This is a genomic window from Enorma burkinafasonensis (assembly GCF_902150035.1).
In the GTDB taxonomy this organism is placed as follows: domain Bacteria; phylum Actinomycetota; class Coriobacteriia; order Coriobacteriales; family Coriobacteriaceae; genus Enorma; species Enorma burkinafasonensis.
The window spans coordinates 79,611-96,465 of the sequence record NZ_LR597505.1 but is presented as its reverse complement, the minus strand read 5'-3'; the positions used below and the strand labels follow the sequence as shown (position 1 = coordinate 96,465).

The window sequence follows — 16,855 nt, the reverse complement described above, 5'->3', positions numbered from 1 at the left end:
GCGTCACATCGTCTTGGCGAGCAGGTTCTTGCACACCGCGAGGCACTCGCGCATGAGGTTGTTGGGCAGGTAGAGCCGGGTCGAGGGCGCGGGGATGCCGCGGGCGCCCGCGAGGCCCGCCCGGTGCGCGATGCGCAGCGCCCGCCAGAGGTGGAAGTCGTTGGTGACGATACCCACCGGCTCGGTGCCGCCCAGGAGCCGCCGGGCGTAGCGGAGGTTCTCGGCCGTGGTGGTTGAGCGGTCCTCGCGCAGGATACGTCCCGGGCGGATGCCGTGCGCGATGAGCCATGCCGCCATGGCGTCGGCCTCGGTGGAGGTCTCGTCCGGGCCCTGTCCGCCCGAGACGACCGCGACCGTGGCGGGGTTCGCGTCAAGGTAGGCGCGCGCCGCCTCGAGACGCTGGCGCAGGGCGCGCGAGGGCGTGCCGTCCGGGTGCACGTGGGCGCCGAGCACGATGATGCAGGGGAGGCCTGCCGGCGGCACCGTGCGCGCCTCCGCCATGATGCGGGCTCCGAGCACCGCGGCCGTACCGAGGGCGAGCGCGGCGATGGTGCCGAGGACGGTCGCGAGTGCGCTGAGCGCGCGTGCATGGGGCAACATGAGCGCGGCGGCGCCCGCCAGCCCGAGGAGCGCGCCTGCCGCCAGCCAGCCGACATGGCAAGACGACCCCGAGCGCGGCCGGAAGATGGCGAGCCCGTAGGCGGCGAGCGCGATACCTGTGGCAAGCGTCACGGCCTCCACGATGGACCTCCTCCCTTAGGGCCTACCGAGATTATGCCGGTAGCGAGGCGGGAAGGGCAACCCGTGCGGAGCGCGGCGGGAAGGGGCACCGCGGCAGCCGCCGTCGCCCCTTCGTAAGGAATGTTAAGTCCGCCTTCAGGGTTTGCGGCGTTGGATGGGGTACGAGAACGGTATCTACTTCCAGCATGCCCGCGTGCGATCGCGCGGGTGGAAAGGGGCTGCCTCATGTGTACGGGTATCCGCTTCACCGATGCGGCGGGGAACATGTTCTTCGGCCGCAACCTCGATTGGACCCAGGGATACGGTGAGCGCGTGGTGGTGACGCCCTCTGCGGCTGAGGTCCCGCCGGCCTTCGAGCGGGCAAGTGACCTCGCCGCCGGCGCCGGCCATACGGTCATCGGCATGGGCATCGTGGTGGGCGGCGTGCCTCTGTACTTCGACTGCGGCAACGACGCCGGCCTCGCGGTCGCCGGACTCAACTTCCCCCAGAGCGCCCGCTACGCCGCCGCCCCCGCGGAGGGCGCCGTCAACGTCGCGGCATACGAGTTCCCCTTTTGGGTCGCCCGCAACTTCGCGAGCGTCGATGAGGCGCGCGCCGCGCTCGGGCGGGTGACCGTCGTCGCGAAGGCGGTGAACGAGCAGCTCCCGGTGGCCAACCTGCACTGGATCGTCGGCGACGCGACGGGCAGCATCGTGGTCGAGTGCCTCGAGGGCGGCCTCAAGGTCTGGGAGGATGACGTCGACGTCCTCACCAACGAGCCCGATTTCGGCTGGCACCGCCAGAACCTGAGGAACTACCTCGTCCTTTCGGGCGACACCCCGAGCAAGGCGGCGTGGGGCGCGGCCGAGCTCGCGCCGTTCGGGTCCGGCATGGGTCTGCACGGCATGCCCGGCGACTACAGCGGCCCCGCGCGCTTCGTCAAGGCGGCGTTCGTGAACGGTCACTACCCGGTCCAGGGCTCCGAGGCCGATAACGTCACGCGCCTGTTCCGCACGCTCGGCTCGGTGGGCGTGCCGATGGGCTGCGCCGCCATGGCCGACGGCTCCGAGGAGGTCACGCTCTACACGAGCTGCTTCTCGGCGGCGACCCTCACGTACTACCACGCGACCTACGACGACCCGACGATCAGGGCCTATCCGCTCTCGTCGTGCGACCTGAGCGGGAACGAGCCCTTCGTGATGGAGGCCGCCGCCTAGCGGAGCCGCGCGCCGGCGGGCGGGCCCGCGTCCGCCTGCCGGCATCTACCAACCCGATTGCACAATCCGCTGCCTGAAAGGGGCACTCATGCACACCGCATCCACAGGCGGGACGGTCGCTCCCGCCGCCGGCGCGAGCGCCGGCGCCGCTCCCGCGACTCGGGAGAAGTTCCTCGTCATCCCGATCGTCATCCTCATCCTCGCGCAGATGGGCGCCACCGGCGACAACGGCGCCCTCTCGCTCGCCACCGCGGCGCTCACCCACGAGCTCGGCGCCACCACGCAGGAGATCCAGCTCGCGAACATGGTCTACCCGCTCGTGGGCGGCGCGTTCATGATCGCGGGAGGCCTCGTGGGTACCATCATCGGGTGGAAGAAGAGCTTCCGCATCGGCACGCTCCTGTGCGCCGCCGGCGAGATGGCGCTCGCCTTCGCCCCCAACATGACGGTCTTCATCTGGGTGGGCCGCGTGCTCGTGGGCTTCGGCGCGAGCTTCATGATCCCCTCGGTCCTGGGGCTCATCCCCATGATGTACCGCGGCGCCAACCGCATGGTGGCATTCGGTTGCATCGGCGCCGCCTCCGGGCTCTCGGCCGTGCTGCCGCTCATGCTCGGCGTCGTCATGGAGACGGGTGGCATGCGCATCACCTTCGCGATCCTCTCGGTCTACTTCGTCATGGTGCTCATCCTCTCGCTGTGCCTGCCCGCCATCGCGCAGCCCGATGGACACCTGCACTTCGACGGCGCGGGCGTGGCGCTCGCGGCGGCAGGCCTCTTCCTCATGCTCATGGGCCTTTCGAACGTCTCCACGTGGGGGCTGATCGAGCCGCTCGAGACCTGCCCGTTCACCGTGCTCGGCATCTCGCCGGCGCTGCCGATGGCGCTTGTCGGTATCGTGGTGCTCGGCGTGCTCGTCAAGGTCGAGCAGGGCGTGGAGCGCGCGCACGGCATCGCGCTCCTGCCGCGTTCGTTCCTCACCACGCCGCAGGTGCGCGCCGGGCTCGTCGCCAACGCGCTCGCGTTCTTCTTCATGGGCGCGCAGTCCATTCTCATGGCGCCCTACCTGCAGCTCGTCGCCGGATGGTCGCCGGTCGACGTGGGCGTGATCTCCATCGTGACGGGCGTTCCCACCTTCGCCTGCGCGCTCGGAATCCCCAAGCTCCTGCCGCATGCCAACCCGCGCCACGTCATCCAGGTGGGCTACCTGGCGATGGCGGCCGCCCTCGGCATCATGGCCTTCTCCGTCACGATCGACGGGTGTAGCGCCGCCGGCGTCTACCTGGGCGCCTTCACCGCGGGCGTGGGTGCCGGCACCGTGTCCTCACATGCGAGCAACATCGTCGCCCTCGCCGTGAACGAGCGCGACGCCTCGCAGTCCGGCGGCATCCAGAGCACCATGCGCAACGTCGGCCAGGCCATCGGCGTGGCGCTTCTGGGCGCCATCCTCCTGTTCGGGATCACGAACGGCGTGCGCACGCGCGCGGCGGAAAGCGATGCCATCTCCGAGGGCGTCCGCGCCGAGCTGGAACGCGTGAACGTCGATCTGGGCAGCGACCGCGAGTTCGCCACGCAGATCGCGGGTATCCCCATGACGGAGGCCGAGCGCCGCGAGCTCGTGCGCATCGATGCCGAGGCGCGCTTCGAGTCGACGCGCATCGCCTACGCGGTGGGCGCGGCGATCGTGCTTCTGGGCCTGGCGACGACCCCGGCGATCAAGGTGACCTCCAAGGCCGAGGGACACGGCGGGGAGCGTGCCGCGGGGAGCAGGGCGTAACCGGGTCCGCGTGCGCGCGGCGGGTGTCGGCAGGCAGGTCCCGCCGGCACCCGTCGACCGTGCACCGTGCGAAACGCCCCGTTCGGGGCACCCGCGCCCGCCGAGCCCGCCTGGCGCCCCGGCTGGGGAATACTGGAACCAAGGCGTTCGCGGCTCCTGGCGAAGGGACCCCTATGGAGAAGAAACCTCTCGATATCGAGACGATCGTCGTCGGCGTGAGCTTCGCGGCCATGGTCGCGGTCAACGCGCTCACCGAGATCCTGCGCTTGAACGGCGTGACGGCCGCCGACGTGTCGGGCGAGGTTTTCGCCTGGTTCGCGCCCGCCGGCTACGTCTTCACGATCTGGGCGGTCATCTATCTGGGGCTCGCGGTCTGGGCGGTGCGCCTCGCGCGCGACCGCCGGCATGCGCGGCGGCTCTCGGTGCTGCCGGTGGGCGCGGAGGCAGCGCTCTTCGCGCTGTCGTGTGCCCTCAACATCGCATGGCTCATCCTGTGGCACCTGCGCGTCTTCGCCCTCACGGTACCGGTGATCGTGGTGCTGCTCGCGGTCGTGGTGGCGCTCTACGTGGTCACGCGCAAGCGCTCGAACGCTCGGTGGGACTGGACGCCGCTCTCGCTCTACGCCTCGTGGCTCTCCATCGCCGCGGTGGCGAACATCGCGCATGTGCTCACGCGCACCGTCACGGCTGACACGGGCCCGGTGCCCGCGGTGACCACGTTCGCCGTGCTCATCGTGTTCGTGCTCGCATCCTTCCTGGCGCGCCGGCTCTTCGACGACGTCGTGTTCGGCCTTGTGGTCGCGTGGGCGGGCATCGGCGTGGGCGTGCACGTCATGGCCGCGTCGAACCTCGCGGGCGTCGCCCTCATCGTGATCTCCGTGCTCGGCGTGGCGCTCGCGCTCGTCCCCTGGGAGCGCGTGAGCGTGCGTCGCCGCCCGCCGTTCAGGGGGCGCTGAGCGCCGCGCGCGGCGGTCGCCTACGACCCGTCCGCGAGCTTGTTCACGCGCCGGTCGTAGGTGAGGATGCCGTTGAGCTCGTCCTCCACATCCGAGAGCTGCGTGTAGACGTAGCCCGCAAGGCCCCGGGCCCCGAGCGCGTCCGCCTGGCCGAGGAGCCCCCGCACGAACGCGCGCCATTCCCCGACGGTGCCGAAGTTGCCGTAGCCGTAGACGCTTGAGGTGAGCGTGTGGCCCCAGATGGGCTGCGACCACCCGCCGAACTCCGATATCACGTAGGCGCGGTACCCGCGCGCCGCGGCGTAGCCGGAGAGCCTGCCCCGGTCGCGGCAGACCGCAAGCGGCCTGAAGTAGTTGTGGTGCGAGAGGTAGTCGCCGCAGTGCTGGTCGTACCAGCCGCTCACGGCGTCGATGGGGCGGCTCGGGTCGAGCGCGTGGATGCGCTCGGTCACGGCGCAGGCGTCGAACTGCCCGAAGCCCTCGTTGAAGAGCACCCAGGTAACGATGGAGGGATGGCCCTTCAGCAGGCGCACCATGCCCTCGCAGGTGGCCAGCCACTCCGCGCGGTACGCCTCGTCATCGCCCGAGAGCGCGGCGCGCCCCCGCGGCGTGTCGTCGCGCAGCATGCCCCAGCTGGGCTTGAAGGCGGTGGGGAGCTTGCTCGTGAAGAAGGGGTCGTAGGAGCCCGCGCCCTGGACCGCGTCCTGCCAGACGAGCATCCCCAGGCGGTCGCAGTGGTGGTACCACCGGGCGCTCTCCACCTTGAGGTGCTTGCGCATCATGGTGAAGCCGGCGGCGCGCATGGCCTCGATATCGTGGACGAGGGCCTCGTCGGCGGGCGCGGTCATGAGGCTCTCGGGCCAGTAGCCCTGGTCGAGCACGCCCTTGAGGAAGACGGGCTCGCCGTTGAGATGCATCCGCGGGGTGCCCGCCCGGTCGCGCGCAATCTCGACGGTGCGGAAGGCGCAGTAGGAGCGGGCCGTATCGACCGCGTGACCGCCCGCGGAAAGCGTCGCGGCCACCTCGTGCAGATAGGGGTCGTCCGGGCTCCAGAGCCGGGGGCTTCCGACCTTGACGCGCGCATGGACGAGGTGCGCGCCGTCTGCCCCGGCCGCGGGCGCGTCGAGGGGGATGGCGGCGCGGAAGGGCGCATCGCCGGCGCCCTCGGCCACGATCTCGAGAACGGTATCGGCCGGCAGCAGGCCCGCGGGGTCGCGCACCGTCGCCTCGACCTCGAGCGTGCCGTCGGCCGCGCCGTTCAGGGCGAGCCCGCCGATGTAGGCGGCACCTGTGACCTCGAGCCATGCCGTCTGCCAGATGCCGCTCTGCGCGGTGTACCAGATGCCGCCCGGCTCGAGCCGCTGCTTGCCGCGCGGCTGCACGCCCGCATCGGAGGGGTCGTAGACGCCGAGCACGAGCTCGAGCGCGCCGCCCTCCCCCTCGTCCGCATACGGGGTGATGTCGATGTCGAAGGGGAGGTAGCCGCCCACGTGCGTCGCGGCGAGCCGCCCGTTCACCCTGAGCGCGCACGCCCAGTCGACGGCATCGAAGTGTAGGACCAGCCGCTCGCCCGGCTCTCGCTCCGGTGCACCCACGGTGCGGCGGTACCAGAGCAGCTCGGAGGGCCCCACCGTGCGGCCCGCGCCGGAAAGGGCGGTCTCGGGCGAAAAGGGGACCGTGATCTGGCCGTCGAAGGCGGCGGGTATCGGGGCGGCGCGCAGGGTCTCGAGCGCGCGCTCCGCATCGAGCGGCGCGGCGTCCCGCATGCCGGGGATGGGGACGATGGCGTAGTCCCAGTGGCCGTTGAGCACCGTGAAGCGGTCGCGCGCGAGCGTGGGCCGGGGATGCTCGGGGAGCGGGACCGTTGCGGGGTCGCGCGCGAGCCGTGCCGAGAGCTCGGCTCCCCAGGGTGTCGCGAGCGGGAAGGTCTCGGTCCGCTCGGGAACGTTCAGGGCGGCGAGCGCCCGCTTGATGTCCAGCATAGGGCCCCCTTGTGCGGCGGCGGTGCCACGGGTCGGTTCCCGCCATGCTACCACGTCAGGTGCCGGACCTGCCGGGTGGGCGCTACCGCGGTTTGGGTATATCTGGTGAAGATGCGAGGAGGCGACGCCGATGAGCCGTGGATGGACGATCGAGGAAGGAAGGCTTCTGCCCCGGGCGGATGCCATGGCGGGGGACGGGAGCCCGCGGTGCGCGGAAGGGGAGGTGCTGCTCACGGGTTTCGCCCATGCGAGGCGCTACGCGCACGGCCGGCTTGCCGAGGAGGTCCTCGAGCAGGCTGAGCACGCGGCGATGCCCTTCGTGGAACACGACGGGGACGGTGCCGCGGGCATCGTGGTCCTGCCTGCCGGTGCGCACCCGGCATCCCGGGCCAAGCGGTTCGCTTTCGTGCTCACGGAGGAGCGGCTGGTCCTCGTCGACGGCTGCGGCGTCTGCGAGCCCCTGCTCGAGCAGCTGGTCGAGGACGCGGCGCCCGTCTCGAGCGCTGCCGGCACGCTCTGCGCCCTGCTCCGCCTGCCGCTCCACGACCATCCCGCGACGCTATCGCGCGTGCGCGACGACTACGAGCAGCTGGAGGAGCGGATCCTCGCCGGGCGGGAGCGCATCGACCGCGCCCGCATGATGGCGGACACGCGCCGCCTGCTCGGTCTCGACGTCTACTACCAGGGGCTTCTCGATATGGCGACCGTACTGGCGGACGATGCGCGCGGCTTCGTCCCAAAGGAGGACCGCGGCCGGTTCTCGGGCCTCGCGCGCCAGCTCGAGCGGCTCTCGGCACGGCTCGAGTCGCTGCAGGATTACAGCCTGCAGGTGCACAGCCTCTACCAGGAGAGCATCGACGTGCGCCAGAACAGCATCATGCAGTGGCTCACCGTGGTGGCCACCATCGCCATGCCGCTTACCTTCATCACGAGCTGGTACGGCATGAATTTCACGGACATCCCGCTCATCTCGGTGCCGTGGGGTTATCCTGTCGCTGCGGCGCTGTGCCTCGTGGTGGCGCTCGCCGAGATCTGGGTGTTCCACCGGCGCGGGTGGCTGAGCTTCGACGGGAGCCGAGGCGGCCGGCACCGCGACCGCGATAGGAACCGATAGGAAGCGAGGGAGGCCACCTTGGGATCGTACGCATGGATAACGGACATCTGCCGCACGTGGGAGGGCAGCGACCCCGCTGAGCTCCTGGAGCACCTCATGGCGCAGGACGAGTGCCCGGCGTTCGGCCCGGTGCACCACGTGCTCACCGGTGCGGCGCTGCTCGCGTGCATGCGCCGGCCGGATGGAGCCGACCTCGACGAGCAGCTCGAGCTCATGTGCGAGCGCGGCTCGCTCGTGCCGGGGGCGTCGTGCGCCCAGTGGGGCGTGTGCGGCGCCGCGGCGTCGTGCGGCATGGCGTTCGCCATCGCGGCGGGCAACGCGCCGCTGCGTGCCGAGGGCTGGAGCGAGGCTCAGCTCATGGTCGCCGCGATCCTCGAGAAGATCGCGCGCGCCGGCGCGCCGCGTTGCTGCAAGCGCGACACGCGCATCGCCGTGCGCGAGGCGGCGGCGTGGTTCAACCGCGAGCTCGACGCCGGTTTCGAGCTTGCGGACACGGTGCCGGTCTGCGCGGTCTCCGATAGGAACTCCGCCTGTCTGAAGGGCTCCTGCCCGTACCATCGGGGCGCGTGAGCCGCGCGGGCGGCCGGGTGACCGAGCGACCATGTGGCCGACCGGATCTCGTCGGGCCTTCCTGCCCCCGACTTCCCGCGCGTTCCTGAGCAGCCGCTGAAAGCTGTGAACCCTCTCCGGATCCTGCGAACCCTATATCGACATGTTTCCTCGGCGAAGATGTCGGTATAGGGTTCGTACGTTGTATGGAGGGTTCAGAGGTTTGCGACCCACACGATGTCCCTCTCCCCGGCGCTGCGGGTTTTGTCCGCACGGGGGAATAGCCTGTACCCGAGCATAGCGAGGAATCGCGTTTGGGAATCGGCATCGGGGGCGTGGTGCACATGGGCAAGAAGGTACGGCCCGCTCGGAAGAAGAACTATCGCATGCAGCCGGTCGGACCGGCCTTCATCGAGCCGGAAGATCACGAGGCAGTCTGTCCCCATTGTCATGGGGCGTTCTCGGTGAGCGGCATCGTCGTCGACAACGTGATGGTGGCCAGGATCTGCGGGTGCGAGCTCTCGTGCGCCGACGCCATAGAGCAGGTCGAGCGTGAGCTCAAGCCGCTGATGACCGAGGCGAAGTTGCGCGATGTCGCCACCACGGCACGGGAGCGGTTCGGTGACCGGGACCTGCGCAAACGCCAGATGCACCTGATGCGTCTGGGCCGCAAGTACGCCTGATGGGAGATGGCCGCACCGCTCGGGAGGGCTTCCGTGCGCGGCCCGCGGCGCACCCGATGCCCCGCGCCAAACAACAGGGCCGCGCACCCATAGGGGGACGCGGCCCTGGTCGGAACGGTATGGTGCGGTGCGCTATGCCACGAGCGACTCCGCGACCTCGTCGGCGGCGACTTGCGCCGCGGTGTCGACACGGCCGGAGTCCTCGGGCGTGATGGTCATGCTCTCGAAGCGGTGCGCCATGTACGCGTCATCGAAGTGCTCGGCATAGAACTCCTCGACCGGCGAGGTGGGCTCGATGCCCGAGACGCGCTCGAACCAGCAGTCGAGGGCCTCGAGCGTCATGACGCCGTTCACGAGCATGAGGACGGCGCAGACCGTGGTGAGCGAGTAGCGCAGGTTCCAGGGGATGATGTTGATGAGCTTCAGGAGCCACGGCAGGCAGAACTTGATCCACACGAAGCCGAGGGCACCCCACATGCACATGAACAGCGCGCTCGTGCGGCCGCCGAAGATCTGGGCAATGGGGTCGGGGAAGAGCCCGAAGATGGTGGAGCCGGTGTAGTCCCATGCGACGGCGCCGAAGCCGACCTGCATGAACCAGGCGGTCGCCGCCTCGAAGAGGCCGCCGATGACAGCCGAGACCACGAAGATGATCACGGGGTTCGCCTTGTAGAAGCGGTTGAGCGCCACGGTCATGAGCACGGCGCCGAAGCCGTAGATGGGCGAGAAGGGCCCGAAGAGGAGCCCTGCGCGGTCCTGGATCTCGCCGGGCACCACGACGGCGAAGTGGTAGATGGTCTCGATGATGAGGCCGAGGATGCAGCAGACCACGAAGACCCAGAACAGGTTGAAGAAGTTGAGCTCGATATAGCCCTTGCCCTCGAGGTCGCGCCCGAGCATGCCCTCCTCGGCCGCCTCGCGGTCCTCCTGGTCGCGGAGCTTGCGCTCAAGCTCGCGCTCCTGGCGAAGCGACGGGTCCACGGTGACGGAGAGCGCGACGAGGATGCCGAGCTGGATGAGCGGGGCGGCGAGGTGGGTGCCGATGCCCTGCAGCATGATCGTGATGAGGAGCTGCACGATCGAGGCGGCGATAAGCGCATAGGACCAGCGCACCGCGTTGCGCCGGCGGCTCTTCATGAGCGAGCGGCCGAAGACGATGAGCGCGACGGCGTTGGCACCGGTCACGATGACCGAGATGGCCGCGAGCACGACCGGCAGCGTGGGGTCGGTGCCGAGCGTGATGAGCGAGGGGTCCGTCTGGAGCGCCCAGGCGACCATGGCGGCGAAGATCGCGATCATGGGGATGGTGACGATGCCGTCGATCAGGCAGAGCAGGCCGTACACCTTGATGATGAACGGCACCTTCTTGACCGCGGGCTCGGCAGCGGCGTGCTGGGGCGTCGGGGCAGTAGTCATGATGGTATCCAATGCAGCATGTTGGACGAACGGAAGGGGCGTAGCCCGGCTCGCGGGAATCCGCCCTAGAGATGGTAGCCCATGAGGGCGCTCCATTACCACAATTCCGGCGGGAAACCACGAGACGAAACGAATCACCCTGATTATCAATGGTGAGTTGACGATACGGGCCTACTCGCTCAGGAGGCGCTTAAGGTGCCTGAACTCGTGGCAGACGAAATGGTTGAGGCGCTCCGTCGTAGGACCCTGCTTGCTCTTCAAGGTCACCATGCAGACGGGCACCGCAGGGGCGTCCGCGGGATCGATCTTGTGCATGAAGGCGAGCGGCTTGACGTCGAGTGCCTTGAGGTAGACGCCGAGGATGTAGCCCTGTTGCTGCTCCAGGAAATCGGCCACCTCCTCATCGGTCGAGATCTCGACTACGGGGGAGGCGAGCCCGCGCTTGAGGCAGCTCCCGAGGATGGTCTCGTTGAACCCATCGATCTCCTGGTTGTGGAGGACGGGATAGGGTGCGAGATCCTCGAAGGTGACCAGGCGCTTCTTGCGGAGCGGATGCTGGCGGCCCACGAACATGCCCACGGACACGCTGCCGATCGGCAGGCAGGTGCAGCGCGGGTCGTCGAGGTTGCCGACGGTGAACGCGGCATCGAGGTCCCCGCGCTCGAGCGCGTCCATCGCCTGGGCCCCAAGCGCGATGTCGAGCTTCACGTCGGTGCGCATCATGCGCGAGAACAGGCGCGAGAGTGCGGCGCAGATGAGGTCGTGCTTGGCGAAGGGCGGGGTGATGAGCGCGAGGCGGTAGCCGTCGTCTCCTTCGGCTCGATCGGTCTTCAGGAACTGCTTGGCGACGACGGATACGGCGTCGAAGCTCTCGACCGCAGAGCGCGCATGGTCGACGAGGGAGTCCCCGAGCGGGGTGAGGACGATGCCGCGGCCTTTGCGCTCGAACAGCTTGCCGCCGAGTTCCTCCTCGAGTTCCATGAGGGATTTCGACACCGCCTGGACCGAGACGTTCTCGGCGCGCGCGGCGTCGGTGAGGCTCCCCAGCGTGGCGGAGAGGTAGAAGTAGCGCAATTGACGGATGTTCACGTGCCGGTCCTAACCTTGCGGGCCCCGGCCTGCTGCCGGGTCGCGCATCGAGATGGTTCCACAACAGCATAGAGGTCACGGGCGCGAGCGCGCGTGAAGAAGATTCTCAATGTCCGGTTGATAATCGAGGGGCAAAATAAAACGGCCCCCGCATGGCGAGGGCCGCATCCGATGCGCGCTGTCGGGCCGTGTAACCCGACGGCGGCGATAGGGCCGGGCGCTACTGGGCGCTCTGCTCCTGAGCCGCCTTGGCGGCGAAGGCCGCGCCGGTGATGGCGGTGGCGGTGTGGATGAGGTTCTGCCAGATCTCGCCCTCGCCCGTGCCGAGGGTCATGCCGATCTGTGCGATGTTGACGATGGCCACGAACGTGCAGAGGTACATGAACGGCTTGAGCAGGTTGTCGTGCTTGGCGGCGCGCAGGCCGACGATGCCGACGACGACCTGGAACAGGCCGATGACGCCGAGGATGATGGCGTACATCTGGGCGATCTGGACGCCGTCCTCGATATGGAGGTCGACGTCGTTCGCGCCGAAGAACATGATGGCGGCGGTGGCGATGGCGACGATGCCGAGGAGGAGGAAGAACAGGCCGATACCCTGGACGCCCCTGCGATTCTTGGACATAGGTGTTCCTTTCGCTATGCGTGGTCTCGTGTGTCGCCGATGCGCGGCGGGTGCCGCCTATGGCGAATTGACAACCGGCGCAGTATATGCGGTATGTGCAGCGCGTGTCAAAGCGCGGGCGCCGATAATCAACGTGGAATTGACAATAGCGTCTCCCGGACCGAATCGCCCTGCCGCTTTGAACCGGCCCGCCCCGCGCAAGACGCGCCGGCGGATGGGTACGATGGAGGGCAAGGCTACGGCGAAAGGGGCTCGTATGGCGCAGGGATCCCAGACGGCGATGTTGAAGACCTTGGTCGATGCGGCGGAGGGACGCGTGCCGGTGGATACGCTCTTCGTGAACGCGCGGATTGTCGACGTGTACGGCCTGCGCGTGGTGCCCGGTCGCGTCGCCGTGAAGGACGGCGTCATCGTGGGCGTGCTCCTCGACGACCGGGACGCCGCCGTGCCGGACCCGCCTGCGGCCCAGGTCATCGACTGCGGCGGGCGCTATCTCGCGCCCGGCTTCATCGACGGGCACATGCACATCGAGTCATCCAACGTGCGGCCGGCGGAGTACGCGCGCATGGCGCTCGCCCACGGCACCACCACGGCCATCGCGGACTCCCACGAGATCGCGAACGTCTGCGGGCTCGACGGCCTCTCCTTCATGATCGAGGACGCCCGCCGCGCCCCGCTCGACTTCAAGTTCATGATGCCCTCCTGCGTGCCGGCGCTCCCCGACGAGCAGGCGGGCGCGGATATCACCGCCGAGGACATGCGCGCCTTCATGGCGGAGCACCCGGGCGAGGTCTTCGGCCTGGGCGAGATGATGAACTACCCGGGCGTCGAGGCGGCGGATTCCGAGACGCTCGCGCGCATTGATGCCGCGCGGGGGACGGTTTCGGGGCTCGTGGACGGGCACGCGCCGCTCGTCGCCGGCGGCGACCTCAACGCCTACGCCGCCTGCGGGATCATCGCCGACCACGAGTGCACGAACCCAGCCGAGGCGCTCGACAAGCTCTCGCGCGGCATGTACATCATGCTCCGCGAGGGGACCTGCAGCCACGACCTCGAGGCGCTCGGCCCCCTCGTGCTCGACGACCCGCGTCGGGCGCGGCGCTGCTGCTTCGCCACGGACGACCGCGCGCCGTCGGATGCCATCGCCATCGGGACCATCGACAACGCCTGCCGTCTTGCGATCTCGCTCGGCATCGATGCGGTGCTCGCCGTCTCCATGGGGACGCTGTCCACGGCCGAGTGCTTCGGGCTCGACCACGGCACGGCGGACCCGCTCGAGCGTCGCGGCGCCGTGGCGCCGGGCAAGCGCGCCGACCTGCTCGTCCTCGACGACCTCGCGTTCGAGCGGCCGCCGCACCAGGTCTTCGCCGCCGGCGAGCTCGTGGCGGAGGACGGGCGCTTCGTGGGTTCGATCGCTCCGGCGGGCGAGCGGGTGCGCGCCCTCGAGGAGCGCCTGCGCGGCTCGGTGCGCCTGCCGCGCCTCGCGCCCGAGGTGTTCGACTACCCCTTCGCGCCGGGATCGGCCGCGATCGAGGTCGTGCCGGGCAACGCCATCACGCGGCTCGTGCGGCCCGCCTCCGCCGAGGGGCTTCGCCGCATCATGCTCATCGAGCGCTACGGCCGCGGCGTCGCCGCGCAGGATGCCGGTGTCGACGGGACGGGCCCGGCGGGCAGCGGCCTGGTGGGCGCGCACGTCGGTCGCGGCTGGGTGCGCGGCTTCACCATCACGGGAGGCGCCATCGCCTCCACGATCGGGCACGACTCGCACAACGTCTGCGTGGTCGGCGACAATCCGCGCGATATGCAGGTTGCCGTCGAGCATGTCGGCCAGGGCGGTTTCGTGCTCGTGCGCGACGGGGCGGTGGTCTCGAAGCTCGACCTGCCGCTCGGCGGCCTCATGAGCGATGGCGCGGCGGAGGAGGTGGCACGCGAGCACGACGCGTTCGTGCGCGAGGCCCGGTCCATGGGCATCGAGCCGCCGCTCGACCCCATCATGGGCATGATCTTTTTGCCGCTGCCCGTGATCCCCGAGGCGCGCATCAGGCCGGAGGGGATCTTCGACGTCACCAAGTTCTCGTTCGTTTCGTGACGCCGCCTTAATAATTGTGCGCTACGCTCGATAAGGGTAGCGCCCATGTGGATGACCGATCCCGCCCGCTACCTTTGCGGGCGGGCTCAGATACCGGAAGGGACCCGTATGATCAAGCTCATCGCATCGGACATGGACGGCACGCTGCTCGACGAGAACAGCCAGGTACCGCCCGAGACCTTCGACCTCATCCGCGCGCTCCGCGCGAAGGGCGTGCACTTCGCCGCCTCCTCGGGCCGCCGCCTCGACAAGCTCTGCGAGTTCTTCTCGCCGGTCGTGGACGAGATGGATTTCGTCGCGGCCAACGGCGCGCAGGTCGTGGCATCGGGCGAGCTCATCGACCGCGAGGTGTTCTCGCACCTCGCCATCAGGCGGCTGGCCAAGACGGTCGGCATGTTCGAGCACCTGCACCTGGTGCTCTTCGACCGCACCAAGTCGTTTCTGCTCGACGACGAGGACAAGTTCGTGCGTGAGGTGGACAAGGACCTGCCCAACGCCGAGCGCATCTGGTTTCTGCCCACGCCCGACGTGAACATCCTGAAGGCCTCGATCTTCTGCGACGACGGGCACGTCATGGACTACGCCTACGCGCTCTCGCGCGAGCTCGGCGACGAGTTCGTCTTCGCGCCCTCCGGCAGCGCCTGGGTCGACCCCATGCAGCGCGGCGTCTCCAAGGCGACGGGCATCGAGCAGATCATGAACCGCTATGGGCTCACCCCCGATGAGGTCATGGCGTTCGGCGACTCCATGAACGACTACGAGATCATCCGCTTCGCGGGCTGCGGCTGCGCCATGGAGAACGCGCGCCCGGCGCTCAAGGCGGTGGCGAACCGCGTCGTGGGCTCCAACCGCGAGCACGCCGTGCAAAACGAGATGCGCAAGCTGCTGGAGGAGCTGGGATAGGGAATCGCCGCCGTCGCCTGCCCGTCTCTCGTCGCTTCGTGCCTGTCGGGCCATGCCGGCTCGTGATTCCCCGCACCGTGCCGGTCGAGCCGTGCCGGCTTGTCATTCCCCGCGCCGCGTTGGCCGACCATTCGATGAAAAAATGAACCGTGAATCGCCCTCATCGACAGCTACTATCGTAAAAATAATGCAAAATTATATATAAAAATGCAGAATAATTACGATAGGGTACTTCAAGTTTCTACGATCGTTGATCGTTTGGCATCGTAGCGCTATGCCGGCGCCTCGTTCGCTCGCTCGGCAGCGGGCAACGTGACGATGCGCGCACCGAGCAACTCGGCATCGCGCCGGTCGTGCGTGGCGGCGATCACGACCGAGGAGCCCTCACGCTCGCGGACGACGGCTGCGGCCTTCGCGCGCGCATCGTCGTCGAGACCCGAGAAGGCCTCGTCGAGCAGCAGGATGTCATGGGGAGCGAGGAGCGCCCGGGCGAGCGCGATGCGCTTGCGTTCGCCACCCGAGCAGGTGCCGGCGGGGGAGTGCATGCGCGCGCCGATGCCGAGGGCGCGCAGCAGCTCGGGCGCCCGGTTCCACGCCGTGCCGCCCGGCTCGAGCGGCAGGCGCACGTTGGCAAGCGCGCTCGCCTGGTCGGCCAGGCGGTCGTCTTGGAACGCCATCGAGACCCGCGGCAACCAGCGCGGCTCGTCATCCATGATCACCGTGCCGCGATCGGCTCGCTCCAGGCCCGCGACGATGCGCAGAAGCGTCGTCTTGCCCGAGCCGGAGGGCGCCATGAGGCAGGCGGGGGTTCCCGGCCGCACGGAGAACGCGACATCCTCGAGCACGGTGCGCGCGCCATAGGATTTGGAGATGCCCTCGAGCGCGAGCCCCGCCTGGGCGTCGGTGCCCCCCATCGACGCCGCGGCGGAATCGACGCCCCGCCCGTCAACCGCCTCGAAGCGCCGCGCATGCCCCGCGCCGCCGCAGGCGACCGGCTCGAGCGCGCGGAGCGCCGAGCGCACGAGCCACGTGGTGAGCGAGCTCGCCGCGACGACGGCGATCGTCACGGCGAAGAGCCCGGCGGTGTCGAAGTAGACCTTCGCGTCGTAGACGGCCTCGCCGAGCGAGCCCGCGGGGATGCCGATGACCTCGGCCGCGACGCCGGCCTTCCAGGCCATGCCGAGGGCGGTGCCGAGTGCCGCCTCGAGGTGGGGGTAGAGCCGCGGCATGACGAGAAAGCGCAGGCGCCGCCCGCCTCCGATGCCGAACAGAGCCGCCGCCTCATCGAGCGCGGGGTCGGTCGAGCGCAGGCCGCCCAGCATGCTCTCGTACACCAAGGGCACGACGACGAGCATGACGACGAGCACCGCGAGGTTCGCGGCGCGCAGCCACACGAGCGCGAGCACCGTGATCGAGGCGACCGGAACGCTTTTCGCGAGCGCCATGGGCGGGGCGAGCAGGTCCTCGACGGCGCGCCAGCGCGACGCGGCGAGCGCCCCGATGCCGCCCGCGACCGCCCCCGCCGCGAAGCCCGCGGCGATGCGCGCGAGCGAGAAGGCGACGCGCCGCCAGAACGCGGGGTCGGGCACGAGCGCGGCGAGGCGCGCTCCGACCTCGAGGGGGCCGGGGAGCAGCAGCGGGCTGTCCCAGGCCATCGAGGCGACCTGCCAAAGCGCGACCCAGGCAACGACGGCCCAGGGGGCGAGGCGCTTGCGGGTGCGGCGCATGGGCTCGCCC

At 69.5% G+C, this 16,855-nt stretch carries 14 protein-coding genes; 8 read left to right on the top strand and 6 right to left on the bottom strand.

Annotated features, from left to right (window positions below; genetic code table 11):
• Positions 1 to 3: 3 nt before the first annotated feature.
• On the bottom strand, positions 4 to 741 hold the full coding sequence (locus FS885_RS04430) for a YdcF family protein (RefSeq protein ID WP_144743796.1): 738 nt from the start codon (positions 739 to 741) through the stop codon (positions 4 to 6).
• A gap of 225 nt (positions 742 to 966) precedes the next feature.
• Here FS885_RS04430 and bsh point away from each other — a divergent pair, with 225 nt between their 5' ends.
• The 3 genes from bsh (at position 967) to FS885_RS04415 (ending at position 4,668) form a co-directional block, all read left to right on the top strand.
• Positions 967 to 1,938: a choloylglycine hydrolase gene (bsh, locus tag FS885_RS04425; protein WP_144743795.1), complete on the top strand. Its 972-nt coding sequence runs from the start codon at positions 967 to 969 to the stop codon at positions 1,936 to 1,938.
• A gap of 88 nt (positions 1,939 to 2,026) precedes the next feature.
• Positions 2,027 to 3,712 (top strand): MFS transporter, encoded by a 1,686-nt coding sequence (locus tag FS885_RS04420; RefSeq protein WP_144743794.1) that lies wholly within the window; start codon positions 2,027 to 2,029, stop codon positions 3,710 to 3,712.
• 173 nt (positions 3,713 to 3,885) lie between these two features.
• Entirely contained in the window at positions 3,886 to 4,668 is a 783-nt protein-coding gene (locus FS885_RS04415) for a tryptophan-rich sensory protein (protein ID WP_144743793.1), read from the top strand.
• A gap of 20 nt (positions 4,669 to 4,688) precedes the next feature.
• Here FS885_RS04415 and FS885_RS04410 read toward each other — a convergent pair whose 3' ends face one another.
• Positions 4,689 to 6,650: a glycoside hydrolase family 2 protein gene (locus FS885_RS04410; RefSeq protein ID WP_144743792.1), complete on the bottom strand. Its 1,962-nt coding sequence runs from the start codon at positions 6,648 to 6,650 to the stop codon at positions 4,689 to 4,691.
• Positions 6,651 to 6,780: 130 nt separating this feature from the next.
• Here FS885_RS04410 and FS885_RS04405 point away from each other — a divergent pair, with 130 nt between their 5' ends.
• The 3 genes from FS885_RS04405 to FS885_RS04395 all read left to right on the top strand — a co-directional run bounded on the left by FS885_RS04405 (position 6,781) and on the right by FS885_RS04395 (position 8,996).
• Positions 6,781 to 7,764, top strand: a complete 984-nt coding sequence (locus FS885_RS04405; RefSeq protein ID WP_144743791.1) for a CorA family divalent cation transporter — start codon at positions 6,781 to 6,783, stop codon at positions 7,762 to 7,764.
• A gap of 18 nt (positions 7,765 to 7,782) precedes the next feature.
• On the top strand, positions 7,783 to 8,334 hold the full coding sequence (locus FS885_RS04400) for a DUF5714 domain-containing protein (protein WP_144743790.1): 552 nt from the start codon (positions 7,783 to 7,785) through the stop codon (positions 8,332 to 8,334).
• Positions 8,335 to 8,627: 293 nt separating this feature from the next.
• The gene (locus tag FS885_RS04395) at positions 8,628 to 8,996 is read left to right on the top strand and encodes a hypothetical protein (protein ID WP_144743789.1); all 369 of its coding nucleotides are present in this window, start codon (positions 8,628 to 8,630) and stop codon (positions 8,994 to 8,996) included.
• A 132-nt stretch (positions 8,997 to 9,128) separates the two neighbouring features.
• Here the strand turns inward: FS885_RS04395 and FS885_RS04390 are convergent, their stop codons facing one another.
• The 3 genes from FS885_RS04390 to FS885_RS04380 all read right to left on the bottom strand — a co-directional run bounded on the left by FS885_RS04390 (position 9,129) and on the right by FS885_RS04380 (position 12,126).
• Positions 9,129 to 10,412 (bottom strand): putative ABC transporter permease, encoded by a 1,284-nt coding sequence (locus tag FS885_RS04390; protein ID WP_144743788.1) that lies wholly within the window; start codon positions 10,410 to 10,412, stop codon positions 9,129 to 9,131.
• 171 nt (positions 10,413 to 10,583) lie between these two features.
• Complete coding sequence (locus FS885_RS04385) at positions 10,584 to 11,501, bottom strand: LysR family transcriptional regulator (RefSeq protein ID WP_144743787.1); 918 nt, start codon at positions 11,499 to 11,501, stop codon at positions 10,584 to 10,586.
• Positions 11,502 to 11,721: 220 nt separating this feature from the next.
• Positions 11,722 to 12,126, bottom strand: a complete 405-nt coding sequence (locus FS885_RS04380; RefSeq protein ID WP_144743786.1) for a hypothetical protein — start codon at positions 12,124 to 12,126, stop codon at positions 11,722 to 11,724.
• A gap of 256 nt (positions 12,127 to 12,382) precedes the next feature.
• Between FS885_RS04380 and FS885_RS04375 the strand changes: the two genes are divergently transcribed.
• Positions 12,383 to 14,215: an adenine deaminase gene (locus tag FS885_RS04375; RefSeq protein WP_246060771.1), complete on the top strand. Its 1,833-nt coding sequence runs from the start codon at positions 12,383 to 12,385 to the stop codon at positions 14,213 to 14,215.
• A 108-nt stretch (positions 14,216 to 14,323) separates the two neighbouring features.
• Positions 14,324 to 15,118 carry a Cof-type HAD-IIB family hydrolase gene (locus FS885_RS04370; protein ID WP_144743785.1) on the top strand — a complete coding sequence of 265 codons (795 nt, stop codon included), beginning with the start codon at positions 14,324 to 14,326 and terminating at the stop codon, positions 15,116 to 15,118.
• Positions 15,119 to 15,390: 272 nt separating this feature from the next.
• Here FS885_RS04370 and FS885_RS04365 read toward each other — a convergent pair whose 3' ends face one another.
• Positions 15,391 to 16,845: an ATP-binding cassette domain-containing protein gene (locus tag FS885_RS04365; RefSeq protein ID WP_144743784.1), complete on the bottom strand. Its 1,455-nt coding sequence runs from the start codon at positions 16,843 to 16,845 to the stop codon at positions 15,391 to 15,393.
• Positions 16,846 to 16,855 lie beyond the last annotated feature (10 nt).

What these genes read in the sequence shown, in the direction of transcription:
- FS885_RS04370 (WP_144743785.1), top strand. Translation starts at nt 14,324, where the DNA reads ATGATCAAGCTCATCGCATCGGACATGGACGGCACGCTGCTCGACGAG.
- FS885_RS04375 (WP_246060771.1), top strand. Translation starts at nt 12,383, where the DNA reads ATGGCGCAGGGATCCCAGACGGCGATGTTGAAGACCTTGGTCGATGCG.
- FS885_RS04405 (WP_144743791.1), top strand. Translation starts at nt 6,781, where the DNA reads ATGAGCCGTGGATGGACGATCGAGGAAGGAAGGCTTCTGCCCCGGGCG.
- FS885_RS04410 (WP_144743792.1), bottom strand. Translation starts at nt 6,650, where the DNA reads ATGCTGGACATCAAGCGGGCGCTCGCCGCCCTGAACGTTCCCGAGCGG.
- FS885_RS04380 (WP_144743786.1), bottom strand. Translation starts at nt 12,126, where the DNA reads ATGTCCAAGAATCGCAGGGGCGTCCAGGGTATCGGCCTGTTCTTCCTC.
- FS885_RS04415 (WP_144743793.1), top strand. Translation starts at nt 3,886, where the DNA reads ATGGAGAAGAAACCTCTCGATATCGAGACGATCGTCGTCGGCGTGAGC.
- FS885_RS04365 (WP_144743784.1), bottom strand. Translation starts at nt 16,845, where the DNA reads ATGCGCCGCACCCGCAAGCGCCTCGCCCCCTGGGCCGTCGTTGCCTGG.
- FS885_RS04420 (WP_144743794.1), top strand. Translation starts at nt 2,027, where the DNA reads ATGCACACCGCATCCACAGGCGGGACGGTCGCTCCCGCCGCCGGCGCG.
- FS885_RS04390 (WP_144743788.1), bottom strand. Translation starts at nt 10,412, where the DNA reads ATGACTACTGCCCCGACGCCCCAGCACGCCGCTGCCGAGCCCGCGGTC.
- bsh (WP_144743795.1), top strand. Translation starts at nt 967, where the DNA reads ATGTGTACGGGTATCCGCTTCACCGATGCGGCGGGGAACATGTTCTTC.